This window comes from Serratia sp. Tan611 (assembly GCF_905188235.1).
Lineage (GTDB): Bacteria > Pseudomonadota > Gammaproteobacteria > Enterobacterales > Enterobacteriaceae > Serratia_B > Serratia_B rhizosphaerae.
The window spans coordinates 4,326,643-4,340,198 of the sequence record NZ_LR994655.1 but is presented as its reverse complement, the minus strand read 5'-3'; the positions used below and the strand labels follow the sequence as shown (position 1 = coordinate 4,340,198).

12 protein-coding genes are annotated in these 13,556 nt (G+C 60.0%); 7 read left to right on the top strand and 5 right to left on the bottom strand.

The annotated features are described in order from the left end of the window. Window positions 1–118: 118 nt before the first annotated feature. Window positions 119–334, bottom strand: a complete 216-nt coding sequence (gene rpsU, locus TAN611_RS20420) for a 30S ribosomal protein S21 (protein WP_001144069.1) — start codon at window positions 332–334, stop codon at window positions 119–121. A gap of 336 nt (window positions 335–670) precedes the next feature. On the opposite strand from rpsU, the gene tsaD reads away from it, so the two are divergent. Beyond that, on the top strand, window positions 671–1,684 hold the full coding sequence (gene tsaD / locus TAN611_RS20415) for a tRNA (adenosine(37)-N6)-threonylcarbamoyltransferase complex transferase subunit TsaD (RefSeq protein ID WP_105232683.1): 1,014 nt from the start codon (window positions 671–673) through the stop codon (window positions 1,682–1,684). A 110-nt stretch (window positions 1,685–1,794) separates the two neighbouring features. Here the strand turns inward: tsaD and plsY are convergent, their stop codons facing one another. Further along, window positions 1,795–2,439, bottom strand: a complete 645-nt coding sequence (gene plsY / locus TAN611_RS20410; protein ID WP_145961088.1) for a glycerol-3-phosphate 1-O-acyltransferase PlsY — start codon at window positions 2,437–2,439, stop codon at window positions 1,795–1,797. Window positions 2,440–2,546: 107 nt separating this feature from the next. Between plsY and folB the strand changes: the two genes are divergently transcribed. Together folB and bacA are read left to right on the top strand one after the other, a co-directional pair. Beyond that, the gene (gene folB / locus TAN611_RS20405; RefSeq protein WP_105232681.1) at window positions 2,547–2,906 is read left to right on the top strand and encodes a bifunctional dihydroneopterin aldolase/7,8-dihydroneopterin epimerase; all 360 of its coding nucleotides are present in this window, start codon (window positions 2,547–2,549) and stop codon (window positions 2,904–2,906) included. A gap of 129 nt (window positions 2,907–3,035) precedes the next feature. Then, window positions 3,036–3,860, top strand: coding sequence for an undecaprenyl-diphosphate phosphatase (gene bacA / locus TAN611_RS20400; RefSeq protein ID WP_105232680.1), 825 nt, complete (start codon window positions 3,036–3,038; stop codon window positions 3,858–3,860). Window positions 3,861–3,918: 58 nt separating this feature from the next. Here bacA and TAN611_RS20395 read toward each other — a convergent pair whose 3' ends face one another. Further along, window positions 3,919–5,151, bottom strand: coding sequence for a multifunctional CCA addition/repair protein (locus tag TAN611_RS20395; protein ID WP_105232679.1), 1,233 nt, complete (start codon window positions 5,149–5,151; stop codon window positions 3,919–3,921). Between the two features lie 111 nt (window positions 5,152–5,262). After that, complete coding sequence (locus TAN611_RS20390) at window positions 5,263–5,883, bottom strand: TIGR04211 family SH3 domain-containing protein (protein ID WP_105233531.1); 621 nt, start codon at window positions 5,881–5,883, stop codon at window positions 5,263–5,265. A gap of 279 nt (window positions 5,884–6,162) precedes the next feature. On the opposite strand from TAN611_RS20390, the gene TAN611_RS20385 reads away from it, so the two are divergent. From TAN611_RS20385 to yjeH, 4 genes are all read left to right on the top strand, one after another. Next, a complete protein-coding gene (locus TAN611_RS20385) occupies window positions 6,163–7,470 on the top strand; it encodes an inorganic triphosphatase (protein WP_203066949.1) in 1,308 nt (435 codons plus the stop codon). A gap of 45 nt (window positions 7,471–7,515) precedes the next feature. Further along, window positions 7,516–10,359 carry a bifunctional [glutamate--ammonia ligase]-adenylyl-L-tyrosine phosphorylase/[glutamate--ammonia-ligase] adenylyltransferase gene (gene glnE, locus TAN611_RS20380; protein WP_203066948.1) on the top strand — a complete coding sequence of 948 codons (2,844 nt, stop codon included), beginning with the start codon at window positions 7,516–7,518 and terminating at the stop codon, window positions 10,357–10,359. A gap of 79 nt (window positions 10,360–10,438) precedes the next feature. Continuing rightward, on the top strand, window positions 10,439–11,869 hold the full coding sequence (gene hldE, locus TAN611_RS20375; RefSeq protein WP_105232676.1) for a bifunctional D-glycero-beta-D-manno-heptose-7-phosphate kinase/D-glycero-beta-D-manno-heptose 1-phosphate adenylyltransferase HldE: 1,431 nt from the start codon (window positions 10,439–10,441) through the stop codon (window positions 11,867–11,869). A gap of 66 nt (window positions 11,870–11,935) precedes the next feature. Beyond that, the gene (gene yjeH, locus TAN611_RS20370) at window positions 11,936–13,186 is read left to right on the top strand and encodes an L-methionine/branched-chain amino acid transporter (RefSeq protein WP_203066947.1); all 1,251 of its coding nucleotides are present in this window, start codon (window positions 11,936–11,938) and stop codon (window positions 13,184–13,186) included. 67 nt (window positions 13,187–13,253) lie between these two features. On the opposite strand, the gene ubiK is transcribed toward yjeH, so the two are convergent. Then, window positions 13,254–13,523: a ubiquinone biosynthesis accessory factor UbiK gene (gene ubiK / locus TAN611_RS20365; RefSeq protein WP_105232675.1), complete on the bottom strand. Its 270-nt coding sequence runs from the start codon at window positions 13,521–13,523 to the stop codon at window positions 13,254–13,256. Window positions 13,524–13,556: the final 33 nt, after the last annotated feature.

Genomic DNA, 13,556 nt, shown 5'->3' with positions numbered 1-13,556 from the left:
CCTATAAACGAGAACAAGCCGCGCATTCCTTTCGGAAAGCACGGCCTTCGTATGCAACTACTCGGTCTGCGTGTTCTTGAGAAAGAAAAAATCACGCGGCGGGGTTACCCCCGAAGGATTAATACAGACGAGTGCGGCGTGCGTTTTCGCGAGCCAGTTTCTTCGCGTGACGTTTCACAGCGGAAGCTTTAGCGCGTTTGCGTTCGGTAGTTGGTTTTTCATAAAACTCACGACGACGAACTTCAGCTAAAACGCCTGCTTTTTCGCATGAACGCTTGAAACGACGCAGAGCAACGTCAAATGGCTCGTTTTCACGTACTTTAATTACCGGCATGTGCCTCTCACCTCAATAGAATTCGGTTTGCTGCTGGCCAAGCGCCAGCCTTTTCAAAATGGTGCGGAATTTTACTCCAATGGATGCTGCTTTGTAAAGCATCAACTCAAAGAGAAAGCCGTCCGCCGGCGGGCGCTATCCGAATCAAGCTGCGCAATTTTGCGTCGGCCGCTGATTATAGACTAATCAGAAAAAAATGCCCGCTTTTAATTGCCGACACATTTTTCGAGAGAATCAGCGACATAGCGTCACGGCGACGGTAAAGCGCCCACGGCTGGCAGAAAATCGCGGCGATTGTGCTAAACTGGCGGCCGCACGTGAATGATGGGAAAGGTAATGCGAGTACTGGGTATAGAAACGTCCTGCGATGAAACCGGAATCGCAGTGTATGACGATCGGGCCGGTTTATTAGCCAATCAATTGTACAGCCAGGTGAAGCTGCATGCCGATTACGGTGGCGTGGTGCCGGAGCTGGCGTCACGCGATCACGTGCGCAAAACCGTGCCGCTGATTCAGGCGGCGTTAAAGGAAGCGAACCTGAGCGCGGCGGATATTGATGGCGTCGCCTATACCGCCGGCCCCGGCCTGGTGGGCGCGCTGCTGGTCGGCGCCACCATCGGGCGTTCGCTGGCGTTCGCCTGGAACGTGCCGGCGGTGCCGGTGCATCATATGGAAGGCCACCTGCTGGCGCCGATGCTGGAAGACAACCCGCCGGCGTTCCCGTTTGTGGCGTTGCTGGTATCGGGCGGTCATACCCAGCTTATCAGCGTGACCGGCATCGGCGAATATACCCTGCTGGGCGAATCGATTGACGATGCGGCGGGTGAAGCGTTTGATAAAACCGCCAAACTGCTGGGGCTGGACTATCCCGGCGGGCCGATGCTGTCGAAAATGGCGCAGCAGGGGCAGGCGGGGCGCTTTACCTTCCCACGGCCGATGACCGATCGTCCGGGACTGGATTTCAGCTTCTCCGGCCTGAAAACCTTTGCCGCCAACACCATTCGCGGCAACGGCGACGATGCGCAAACCCGCGCCGATATCGCCCGCGCGTTTGAGGATGCGGTGGTGGATACGCTGGCGATTAAATGCAAACGCGCGCTGGAGCAAACCGGCTTTAAGCGTCTGGTGATGGCCGGCGGCGTCAGCGCTAACCGCACCCTGCGGGCGAAACTGGCCGAGATGATGCAAAAGCGCGGCGGCGAAGTGTTTTACGCTCGTCCGGAGTTTTGCACCGACAACGGCGCGATGATTGCCTATGCCGGCATGGTGCGGCTGAAAAACGGCGCCAATCCTGAACTGAGCGTATCGGTGCGGCCGCGCTGGCCGCTGGCGGAGCTGCCGGCGGTATAAGCCGCAGGGATGCGTCCCATAATGCCTCTCGTTACGCTAGGCCCGGGTATCTCGGGCCATCAACGACTTTGTTATCAACCTAAACAGGGGCCGGATTATCCGGCCCCTGTTTATTGTGAATCTTCCGGCTTGTCGGCGTCCGCCGCATCATCGCCTTTTTTCTTGCGGAATTTCTTCCATATTTTCCCTTCCTGCCCGCGCCACAGGCGTTGGATATTGTCGTGATGACGCATCAGAATAAGGCACGAGAGCATCGCCACCGGGAAGGTAAACTGCGGTTTGAACCACCAGACATAGAAGGGCGCAATCAGTGCGCTGACGATCGCCCCCAGCGAGGAGTAGCCGCTGAGCAGCACGGTCAGCAGCCAGGTGCCGGTCATCAGCCCGGTCAGGTCCCAGCCGATGGGGGCAATGGCGCCGAAGGCGGTGGCGACGCCCTTGCCGCCGCGGAAATGGAAGAATACCGGATAGATATGGCCCAGGCAGGCGGCAATCGCCGTCAGCCCCAGATAGAGCGGCGGCACGTTGAGTTTATACGCCAGCCATACCGGCAACATCCCTTTCAGAATGTCAAACACCAGCACCGCCGCCGCTGCAACGCGGCCGCCGATACGCAGGACGTTGGTCGCCCCGGGGTTTCCTGAGCCATGCTCGCGCGGATCTGGCAGCCTGGCGATCCGGCAAACCAGGATCGCGCTGGAGATGGAGCCACACAGATACGCGAAGATAATCATGCCAAGCGCGGTAGCACTCATAACGCGGTTCCGTTTAATAATGGTCGTTTTAATCTCAACATCTATGGATAATACGCATATTCCGCTGGAAGTGGTATCCGGCAAGGCCAAAAACAGAGAATGACGTGATGGATATCGTATTTATTGAGGAACTTACCGTAATCGCCACCATTGGCGTTTATGATTGGGAACAAACGATTCGCCAGAAGCTGGTGTTCGATATCGAAATGGGCTGGGATAACCGCAAGGCCGCCGCCAGTGATGACGTCAACGACTGCCTGAGCTATGCCGATATCAGCGAAGCGGTGATCCAACACGTTGAATCCGGGCGTTTTGCGCTGGTGGAACGCGTGGCAGAGGAAATATCCGAAATATTACTCCAGCGCTTTAAATCCCCATGGGTCCGTATTAAGGTCAGCAAGCCGGGCGCGGTGGCGCAGGCCAGCCGGGTTGGCGTTGTGATTGAACGAGGCCAGCGTCCGGCGTGATAAATGTCATGCTGATGCAACGAAAGGCCGCTAACGTGGTCTGAAACGCAGAATTGTTTTAGCGGCAATGTCTTAAGCACTGCCGCTTTTTTATGTTTATAGCGGAAGAATTGTGGGGTAAGCGCGCACATGGCGGACATGCATTCACTGTTTGTGGCATTTGTTCTTGGGGTAGTAGAGGGATTAACGGAATTCCTGCCGGTGTCTTCAACCGGGCACATGATTATCGTGGGCGAGTGGCTGGGCTTTACCGGCGATAAGGCGAAAACCTTCGAGGTTATCATCCAGTTAGGTTCTATCCTGGCGGTGGTGGTGATGTTCTGGCGTCGTCTGTTCGGCCTGATCGGCATTCACTTCGGCGGCAAGCCGGTGGCGCATGAAGGGCATACGCCGGGCCACCTGAAGCTGACTCACATTCTGCTGGCAATGGCGCCGGCGGTAGTGCTGGGGCTGCTGTTCCATGAGGTGATCAAATCACTGTTCGAGCCGAAAAACGTGATGTATGCGTTAGTGGTCGGCGGTGTGCTGCTGCTGACGGCGGAGTGGCTGAAGCCGAAAAAACCGCGCGCGGTCGGGCTGGACGATATCACCCACCGTCAGGCGTTTATGATCGGCTGTTTCCAGTGTCTGGCTCTGTGGCCGGGTTTCTCGCGCTCCGGGGCGACCATCTCCGGCGGCATGCTGGTCGGCGTCAGCCGCTATGCGGCTTCCGAGTTCTCCTTTATCCTCGCCGTGCCGATGATGATCGGCGCCAGCGGTCTGGACCTGTACAAGAGCCTGCACTTCCTGACGCTAGCGGATCTGCCGATGTTTGCCGTCGGCTTTGTCACCGCCTTTGTGGTGGCGCTGGTAGCGATTAAAACCTTCCTGACGCTGATCAAACGTATTTCGTTTGTGCCGTTTGCCATTTACCGCTTTATCGTTGCGGCGGCGGTATACGTGGTGTTTATGTAAACCGCAGGTCGACAGTCGGTAATAAAAAACCCCGCATTGCGGGGTTTTTTTATGGCCGTTACGGCTGGGGCTGCGCCGCTTTCCAGGTTGCCAGCGCCTGCCGGCGGCGGCGCTGCACTTCCTCGCGAATCGCCGGGCCCTGCAGGCCGCTGGCCACCACTTCTTTGACCGATACGTCGTTGGCAACCCGATAGGCTTCCCGCAGGTAGTCACCCTGCGGGTACGGTTGCTCCTCAAAACCGGTGCGGCCGCGCGCATCGGCCTCGCTGGTCAGAATGATTTGCTCCAGCCGCTGCGGTTTACGCCAGACGTCGATGGCGTCAAACAGCTTGAGCAGCGTTTCCGGCCGCAGCTTATTTACCGTATGGATGAGATCGTGATATTCGGCCACCAATTTGGCCAGATCGCGCAGCGGGTTCGGCACTCTCAAGCGCTGACACATGGCCTCGACCAGACGCACGCCGGCCGGGCCGTGGCCGTGATGGTGCGGCCAGTATTCTTTGGGCGTCAGCCCCTTGCCGAGATCGTGACACAGCGCGGCAAAGCGCACGTCAATCTCCGGGCTGAGTCGTGCGGCGAGCGCCAGCGTCATCAGCGTATGGATGCCGGTGTCGATTTCCGGGTGCCACTTCTCCGGCGCGGGGACGCCGAACAGCGCGTCGATTTCCGGAAACAGCACGCCCAGCGCATGGCAGTCGCGCAGCACCTGGAAATAGACCTGCGGGCTGCGGCTTTGTAACGCTTTCTCCGTCTCTTTCCAGACGCGCTCGGCGGTCAGTGACGCCAGCTCGCCGCTGTCGGCCATCTGGCGCATCAGCGCGGCGGTTTCCGGCGCAATGGTGAAGCCGAGATGGGCAAAGCGGGCGGCAAAACGCGCGACGCGCAAGACGCGCAGCGGATCTTCGCCAAATGCCGCCGAAACGTGGCGCAGCACGCGGGCCTTCAGATCGTCAACGCCGTGATAAGGATCGACCAGTTCGCCGTCGGTGGTTTGTGCAATGGCGTTAATGGTCAGATCGCGGCGCAGCAGATCCTCTTCCAGCGTCACATCGGGGGCGGCATGGCAGATAAAGCCGGTATAGCCATGGCCGGATTTACGCTCGGTGCGCGCCAGCGCATATTCCTCATGGGTTTGCGGGTTGAGAAAGACCGGAAAATCTTTACCGACCTGCTGGTAGCCCTGCGCCAGCAACTGTTCCGGCGTTGCGCCGACCACCACCCAGTCGCGGTCGACCACCGGCAGTTCCAGTAGGCTGTCGCGCACCGCGCCGCCAACCAGGTAAATTTTCACTGTCGTACTCCTGCAGTTAACACATTCACTATCAGATTACATGAATTGAGCGCGTGCTGCCGCGCCAATAAAAAAGGCCGCCGTGGCGACCTTTCAGGCTGCGATGAGGCGTTAGTTCATCCAGCGATTGTTATTTTTACGCCGTGGCAGCAGATGTGGCAACAGCAGGCCGAGCAGCAGGCCGATGCCGGCTACGCCGCCGCCGTACATAAACCATTGCAGAATAATGGTGCGCTGCTTGTCGTCAAGCTGCAGATTTACCGCGTTCACCTTCTTCTGGGCCACCTGCAGCTGATTTTTCAGCGCCTGATTCTCTTCCTGCAGACCGCTGATGATGCTGTCGCTGGCGGCAACTTTCTGCTGCATGTCTGCCGTGCGCTGGTTCCAGCTATTATCAATATTGGTCAGCTTGTCCGTTAGGGTCTGCACCTGCTGCTCCAGTTCCGGCACGCGGGTGCGCAGGCTCGGCGTATTACTGAGCTGGTTAAGCGGGATCCATACGGTACGGCCCTTGGCATCACGGATTTGCCCGTATTTGGTGCTGTCATTCACACTGAGCAGCGTGACTTCATCGCCGGTATTCAGCGTGCCGACAATGCGGTATTGGTTGCCCGGGCCGCTGTGTACGTAGGTGTTCAGTTCATCGGAGATATAGCGTTTATCTTCGGCATGTGCGCCCCAAGTGATGCTGAGACTCAGCAGGGCGAGGAAAATTAGGCGTAATGTCTGCATTTTTTTCATCGTTTCTGTAGGGATTTATGGAACGATAGTAGAGATTCCAGTCCGTTGACGCAACGGGAAAACCGGAATGAGCTCGTCCTGAGTACTGCAAATTCCGCGGGTTGCGCATCGTTCTATAACATAACAGGTTTTTTCTGCACTCAACAGGGTTCAGAAGCGGGGAATCGCGGTAAGATAATTATTACCGCACGTCGCCGGACGGAGCAGGTTTAACGCCGCATCCGCCGCGAAGAGCGACGCGAATACCTAACTTATTGGTGTAAAAATCTTATGACCGTTGAAATTGAACTGAAATTTATTGCCACGCCGCAGGCGGTTGCTGCGCTGCCCGCGCAGATGGCGGCCTGGCCGCATCAACACAGCGCGCCGCAGCGGTTAACCAATATTTACTTTGAAACCGCCGATAATTTCCTGCGTCGCCACGATATGGGGCTGCGCATTCGCGGCTTTGACGACCGGTATGAAATGACGCTGAAAACCGCAGGTTCGGTGGTCGGCGGTCTGCACCAGCGCCCGGAGTACAACGTCGCCATCGCTACGCCGGAGTTGGCATTGTCACAGCTGCCGGCGGATATTTGGCCGCAGGGCTGCGACGTCGAGGCGCTGCAGCAGCAGCTGCAACCGCTGTTCCGCACTGATTTTGTCCGTGAAAAGTGGGTGGTTACTTACAACCAAAGCCAGATTGAGGTAGGGCTGGATCAGGGTGAAGTGCGGGCGGGGGAGCTGACTGAAGCCATTTGCGAAATCGAGCTGGAGCTGCAACAGGGCAATACGCAGGACGTTTTGCTGCTGGCGGCCGAGCTGGCGCAACAGGGCGGGCTGCGTCAGGGCAGCCTGAGCAAGGCGGCGCGCGGCTATTACCTGGCGCAGGGCGCAGCGGCGCGTGAGGTTCGTCCTTTGCCGGTATTGCACGTGCCGGCCAAGGCCAGCGTTGAGCAGGGCATGATCGCCGGTTTTGAACTGGCGCTCGACCATTGGCAATATCACGAAGAGCTGTGGCTGCGCGGTGACGCAGCGGCGCGGCAGGCGATTGTGGATGCGCTGGTGCTGATACGCCAGACGCTGGTGGTGTTCGGTGGTTTGGTGCCGCGCAAGGCCAGCGCCGGGTTGCGCAGCCGCCTGTCCGAGCTGGAGCCGCTGCTGGAGGCGCCGGAGGCCGAGGCGCAGGCGCTGTGCTACAGCCCGGTTTACCTACAGTGTAAGTTGGCGCTCACATCGTGGCTGGGCAACGGCGCGTGGCGCGCGTTTATTGATGCCAAGGCGCAGGCAAAGCTGGATGGTTCATTTAAACGCTTTTGCGACATTATGCTGGGGCGCAGCGCCGCCGATCTGAAAGAGGGCTTTAACCGTCCTCTGAGCGACGATGAGTATCAGGAGCAGCTGCCGCGCCTGAAACGGCAGCTGGCGGCCTTGACGCTGCTGTCCGGCGCTTATGCCGATGAGGTGTCCGAACCTTATCTGAACGGCTGGCGCGAGCTGCTGGCGTCGCTGTCCGCGCGCCGTCAGGGCTGGTACGAAAGCTGCCGCAAACAGGCTTTATCTCATGCGCCATTTTGGCTAAACGGCGCGGTTCGTTAATTATTCAGGCCTGTCGCCGGCGGGCCGTTATCAGGGGCATTCAGCATGTCGCCACTTTCAGTCACATTACAGGCGCAGGCAAAGCAGGCTGTGCAGCGCTTTCAGGAAGTTAACGGTAGCGAATGGGTGTTTGACGAGCGGGAGCAACAGGCTCTGGCGTCGAGCGATTTCATCAGCGATACGCTGTTGAATCATCCGGAGTGGCTGACGACGCTGCGTCAGCAGCCGCCGGCGGCGGATGAATGCCAGCATTATGCGGCCTGGCTGCAGGACATGCTGGACGAGGTGAGCGATGAAGCGGCGCTGATGCGCGAGCTGCGTCTGTTCCGGCGGGAAACGCTGGTGCGTATTGCCTGGGCGCAGGCGCTGAATCTTTGCAGTACTGAACAGACCCTGCAGCAGCTGAGCGCGCTGGCGGAAACGCTGATCGTCAGCGCGCGCGACTGGCTGTACCAAACCTGCTGTCGTGAATGGGGCACGCCGTGCAATGCCGACGGCGTTCCGCAGCCGCTGCTGGTGCTGGGCATGGGCAAGCTGGGCGGCGGCGAGCTGAATTTCTCCTCTGATATCGACCTGATTTTCGCCTATCCGGAAAACGGCCAGACCGTGGGCGGCCGCCGCCAGCTGGATAATGCCCAGTTCTTTACCCGCCTTGGGCAGCGGCTGATCAAGGCGCTGGATCAGCACACCATCGACGGTTTTGTCTATCGGGTGGATATGCGCCTGCGCCCGTTCGGCGACAGCGGCCCGCTGGTAATGAGCTTTGCCGCGCTGGAGGATTACTATCAGGAACAGGGGCGCGACTGGGAACGCTACGCGATGGTCAAGGCGCGGCTGATGGGCGGTTTCGACGATCCTTACAGCGCGGAGTTGCGCGGTATGCTGCGGCCGTTTGTATTCCGCCGCTATATCGATTTCAGCGTGATTCAGTCGCTGCGCAATATGAAAAGCATGATTGCCCGTGAGGTGCGGCGGCGCGGGTTAAAAGACAACATCAAACTGGGTGCCGGCGGCATTCGCGAAATCGAGTTTATCACCCAGGTTTTCCAACTGATCCGCGGCGGGCGCGAGCCATCGCTGCAGGGACGCGCGCTGCTGCCGACGCTGCAGGCGATAGGGGAACTGGGGCTGCTGCCGGAAGCGCAGGTCGCGGAGCTTGGCGCCGGCTATCTGTTCTTACGCCGGCTGGAAAATCTGCTGCAGGCCATCGCCGACCAGCAAACCCAGACGCTGCCGCAGGATGCGCTCGATCAGACGCGGCTGGCCTGGGGCATGGGGCTGGCCGACTGGCCGGCGCTGTTGACCCGACTGGACGCGCATATGCGGGCGGTAAGGGCGGTGTTTGACGACCTGATTGGCGATGACGGCCCGGATGCGGAGGACGATCCGCAGTGCCAGCACTTCGCCGGCCTGTGGCTGGATGCGCTGGATGAACAGGAGATCGCGCCGCTGACGCCGCACCTTGGCGAAGAAGAGCGCCGCATGATGCTGCGCACCCTCGCCGATTTCCGTCAGGACGTCGATAAACGCACCATCGGCCCGCGCGGCCGCGAGGTGCTGGATCAACTGATGCCGCGCCTGTTGGCGGAAGTGTGCCCGCGCAGCGATGCGCCGACCGCGCTGGCGCGGCTGACCCAGTTGCTGCTGAGCATCGTGACCCGCACCACCTACCTCGAACTGCTGGTGGAGTATCAGGCGGCCCTGAGCCATCTGATTCGCCTGTGCGCCGCCTCGCCGATGGTGGCCAGCCAGCTGGCGCGCTATCCGCTGCTGCTGGACGAGCTGCTCGATACCAATACGCTGTATCAGCCGGTGGCGCCGGACGCCTACCGCAGCGAGCTGCGGCAGTATCTGCTGCGGGTGCCGGAAGAGGATGAAGAGCAGCGGCTGGAAGCGCTGCGCCAGTTTAAACAGGCGCAGCAGTTGCGTATCGCCGCCGGCGATATTGCCGGTGCGCTGCCGGTAATGAAAGTGAGCGATCACTTAACTTACCTGGCGGAGGCGATTATCGACGCGGTGGTGCAGCAGGCGTGGAATGATATGGTGGCGCGCTATGGCCAGCCGACGCATTTGCATGAGCGCGAAGGGCGCGGCTTTGCCGTGATCGGCTATGGCAAACTGGGCGGCTGGGAGCTGGGCTACAGTTCCGATCTCGATCTGGTGTTCCTGCTGGACTGCCCGCCGGAGGTGATGACCGACGGCGCGCGCAGCATCGACGGCCGCCAGTTTTATCTGCGGCTGGCGCAGCGGGTAATGCATCTGTTCAGCACCCGCACCTCGTCCGGCATTCTGTATGAGGTGGATGCGCGTCTGCGCCCTTCCGGCGCGGCCGGCATGCTGGTCAGCACCATCGACGCCTTCGCCGAGTACCAGCAGCATGAAGCATGGACCTGGGAGCATCAGGCGTTGGTGCGGGCGCGCATCGTGTACGGCGATACGGCGCTGCAGCAGCGTTTTGACGCCATTCGCCGCGATATTCTCTGTCAGCCGCGTGATGCTGACACCCTGCGTCAGGAAGTGCGGGAAATGCGCGAGAAGATGCGCAGCCACCTCGCCAACAAGCGGCGCGAACTGTTTGATATCAAAACCGATGAAGGTGGCATCACCGATATCGAATTTATCGCGCAATATCTGGTCTTACGCTATGCCGCGAATGAAGCGCGCCTGACCCGTTGGTCAGACAACGTGCGGATTTTCGAGCTGATGGCGAATTACGACATCATGGCCGAAGACGAGGCCGCCGCGCTGACGCAGGCCTATGTCGCGATGCGCGATGAGATCCACCATCTGGCGCTGCAGGAACACTCCGGCAAAGTCAGCAGTGAGCAGTTCACCGCTGAGCGGGAGCAGGTGCGTGCCAGTTGGCACCGCTGGCTGGGCCAGCGGTAAAATTACCTTTATGCCGGTATTAGCGAGGTCTGTGATAATATCGGCGCCATTAAATTTATGACCTGTTTGGAGTTATCGGATGAAAGTTACGCTGCCTGATTTTCGCCGCGCCGGTGTGCTGGTGGTTGGCGATGTCATGTTGGATCGCTATTGGTATGGGCCGACCAGCCGTATTTCACCGGAAGCCCCGGTGCCGGTGGTCAAGGTAGATACGATTGAAGAGCGTCCCGGCGGTGCGGCTAACGTTGCGATGAACATCGCCTCGCTCGGCGCCAATTCGCGTCTGGTGGGCCTGACCGGCATCGATGATGCGGCGCGGGCGTTGAACGCCAAACTGGATGAAGTCAACGTGCGCTGTGATTTTGTCTCGGTGCCGACGCATCCGACCATCACTAAACTGCGCATCCTGTCGCGTAACCAGCAGCTGATTCGCCTGGATTTTGAAGAAGGCTTCTCCAATGTGGACCCGCAGCCGATGCTGGAGCGCATTCAGCAGGCGCTGCCGCAGATCGGCGCGCTGGTGCTGTCCGATTACGCCAAGGGCGCGCTCAGTCAGGTGCAGGGGATGATCCAACTGGCGCGGGCGGCCAAAGTGCCGGTGCTGATCGACCCGAAAGGTACGGATTTTGAGCGTTATCGCGGCGCTACGCTGCTGACGCCGAACCTGTCCGAATTTGAAGCGGTGGTGGGCCATTGCAGCAGCGAAGAGCAACTGGTCGAGCGCGGCATGCAGCTGGTGAAGGATTTTGAGCTGTCCGCGCTGCTGGTCACCCGTTCCGAGCACGGCATGACGTTGCTGCAGCCGGGGCGTGAACCGCTGCATCTGCCGACGCAGGCACAGGAAGTGTTTGACGTCACCGGCGCCGGCGACACGGTGATCGGCGTGCTGGCGGCTGCGCTGGCCGCCGGCAATACGCTGGAAGAGTCCTGTTTCCTGGCGAACGCCGCCGCAGGCGTGGTGGTCGGCAAGCTGGGCACCTCGACCGTTGCGCCGATCGAACTGGAAAACGCCATCCGCGGCCGGGCCGACACCGGCTTTGGCGTGATGAACGAAGAACAGTTGAAAAAAGCGGTGGCGCAGGCGCGTCAGCGCGGTGAAAAAGTGGTGATGACCAACGGCATCTTCGACATTCTGCACGCCGGTCACGTCTCCTATCTGGCCAATGCGCGCAAGCTGGGGGATCGCCTGATCGTCGCGGTAAACAGCGACGCCTCCACCAAACGTCTGAAAGGGGAAGCGCGGCCGGTCAATGCGCTGGAAAATCGCATGGTGGTGCTGGGTGCGCTGGAAGCGGTCGACTGGGTGGTGCCGTTTGAAGAAGATACGCCGCAGCGGCTGATTGCCGACGTCCTGCCGGATCTGCTGGTGAAGGGCGGCGACTACAAGCCTGAAGAGATTGCCGGCAGCAAGGAAGTGTGGGCGAACGGCGGTGAGGTGAAGGTGCTGAATTTCGAAGACGGCCTGTCGACCACCAATATCATTAAAGCGATCAAAGACGGACGCGGTTAATTCGCTGCGTAAGCGCGATCTCAGGCGCGCTGCGTATGCGCGCGCCGCTGAATACGGTGGTTGTCAGTGAGTGGACTGAAGCAGGAACTGGGGCTGGTGCAGGGCGTTGGGCTGCTGTCCACCTCGTTATTGGGTACCGGCGTGTTTGCGGTGCCGGCGCTGGCGGCGCAGCTGGCGCAGGGCGACAGCCTGTGGGCCTGGCCGCTGCTGATCGCGCTGGTGTTTCCCATTGCCATCACCTTTGCGGCATTAGGGCGACACTTTCCCAGCGCCGGCGGCGCGGCTCACTTTGTCGGCATGGCGTTCGGCCCCCGTATGGGCAAGGTTACCGCCTGGCTGTTTTTGTCGGTGATCCCGGTCGGCCTGCCGGCCGCTTTACAGATTGCCGCCGGCTTCTGGCAGTCGACGCTGGGTTGGAGCGCCGGTGGCCTGCTGCTGGTCGAGATCGCCACCCTGCTGCTTATCTGGTTGCTCGGCACGCGCAGCGCCGGTTCCAGCGCCAATATTCAGACGCTGATCGCCGTGCTGGTGGTGGCGCTGGTGGCCGCTATCTGGTGGAAAGGCGACATTGAACCGGCTGAGATCCCGTGGCCGGCGCTTGAGGACGTTGCGCCAGGCAATATGTTCCGAGCGCTGGCGGTGATGTTCTGGTGTTTTGTCGGGCTGGAGGCCTTTGCCCATCTGGCGACCGAATTCCGTAACTCGGCGCGCGATTTCCCGCGCGCGCTGCTGCTTGGCATGTTGCTGGCCGGTCTGGTGTATTGGGGCGGCACCGTGGCGGTGCTGCATTTCCATGCCTATGGTGAACATCAGGCGGCTGCGGCTTCGCTGCCGGGCATTGTGGTACAGCTGTTCGGGCAGCATGCGCTGTGGGTCGCCTGTATTATCGGCTATCTGGCCTGTTTCGCCAGCGTGAATATTTACACCCAGAGTTTTGCCAGAATGGTGTGGTCGCAGGCGCAGAGCAAACCGCACAGCGCATTGGCCAGGTTGTCGTCCGCACAGACGCCGCTAAACGCCCTCACGCTGGTGGTGGGCAGCTGTCTGTTATTCACCTTGCTGATTTATATGCTGGGCCTGCCGCTGGATACGCTGCTGGTGTACGCCAACGGTATTTTTGTGCTGATCTATCTGTTGTGCATGCTGGCAGGGTGCCGGCTGTTGTCGGGCCGTTCGCGGCTGATGGCGCTGGTGGGGACGCTGCTGTGCGTGCTGCTGTTGGTGATTATTGGTTGGAAAAGCGTCTATGCGCTGGCGATGTTTGCGCTGATCTGGCTGCTGCCGCCGCGGCGGGCCAGAGTAAGCGCGAAACAATAAGGGGCTGAGCCAAGTCAGCCCGCTCGTGTTCAGGTAAGCGTGGCGGTGGATGATTGCCGCGCCGGGCTTATTCTTCTTCCTGTTTCGGCGCGCCGGCCTGCTTGCCTTCCAGATCGGCGATGCGCTGTTCCAGCAGCGCCAGCTTTTCGCGGGTGCGCAGCAGCACCTGGGTCTGCACGTCGAACTCTTCACGGTTCACCAGGTCCAGACGACCCAGTTGCGCCTGCAGAACCTGACGCACTTTTTTCTCTACGTCTTCCCCGAATTCGCGTACGCCTTTTGGCATGGATTCATGCACCTGACGTGCGATCTGTTCAATTTTTTTCGGGTCAATCATGGCGTATCCCTTTCAGAATGTAATGGCTGTTGT

Excerpts from the sequence above, each read along its gene's own strand:
- hldE (WP_105232676.1), top strand. The coding sequence starts at position 10,439 with ATGAAAGTTACGCTGCCTGATTTTCGCCGCGCCGGTGTGCTGGTGGTT.
- tsaD (WP_105232683.1), top strand. The coding sequence starts at position 671 with ATGCGAGTACTGGGTATAGAAACGTCCTGCGATGAAACCGGAATCGCA.
- TAN611_RS20385 (WP_203066949.1), top strand. The coding sequence starts at position 6,163 with ATGACCGTTGAAATTGAACTGAAATTTATTGCCACGCCGCAGGCGGTT.
- TAN611_RS20390 (WP_105233531.1), bottom strand. The coding sequence starts at position 5,883 with ATGCAGACATTACGCCTAATTTTCCTCGCCCTGCTGAGTCTCAGCATC.
- plsY (WP_145961088.1), bottom strand. The coding sequence starts at position 2,439 with ATGAGTGCTACCGCGCTTGGCATGATTATCTTCGCGTATCTGTGTGGC.
- ubiK (WP_105232675.1), bottom strand. The coding sequence starts at position 13,523 with ATGATTGACCCGAAAAAAATTGAACAGATCGCACGTCAGGTGCATGAA.
- glnE (WP_203066948.1), top strand. The coding sequence starts at position 7,516 with ATGTCGCCACTTTCAGTCACATTACAGGCGCAGGCAAAGCAGGCTGTG.
- rpsU (WP_001144069.1), bottom strand. The coding sequence starts at position 334 with ATGCCGGTAATTAAAGTACGTGAAAACGAGCCATTTGACGTTGCTCTG.
- folB (WP_105232681.1), top strand. The coding sequence starts at position 2,547 with ATGGATATCGTATTTATTGAGGAACTTACCGTAATCGCCACCATTGGC.
- bacA (WP_105232680.1), top strand. The coding sequence starts at position 3,036 with ATGGCGGACATGCATTCACTGTTTGTGGCATTTGTTCTTGGGGTAGTA.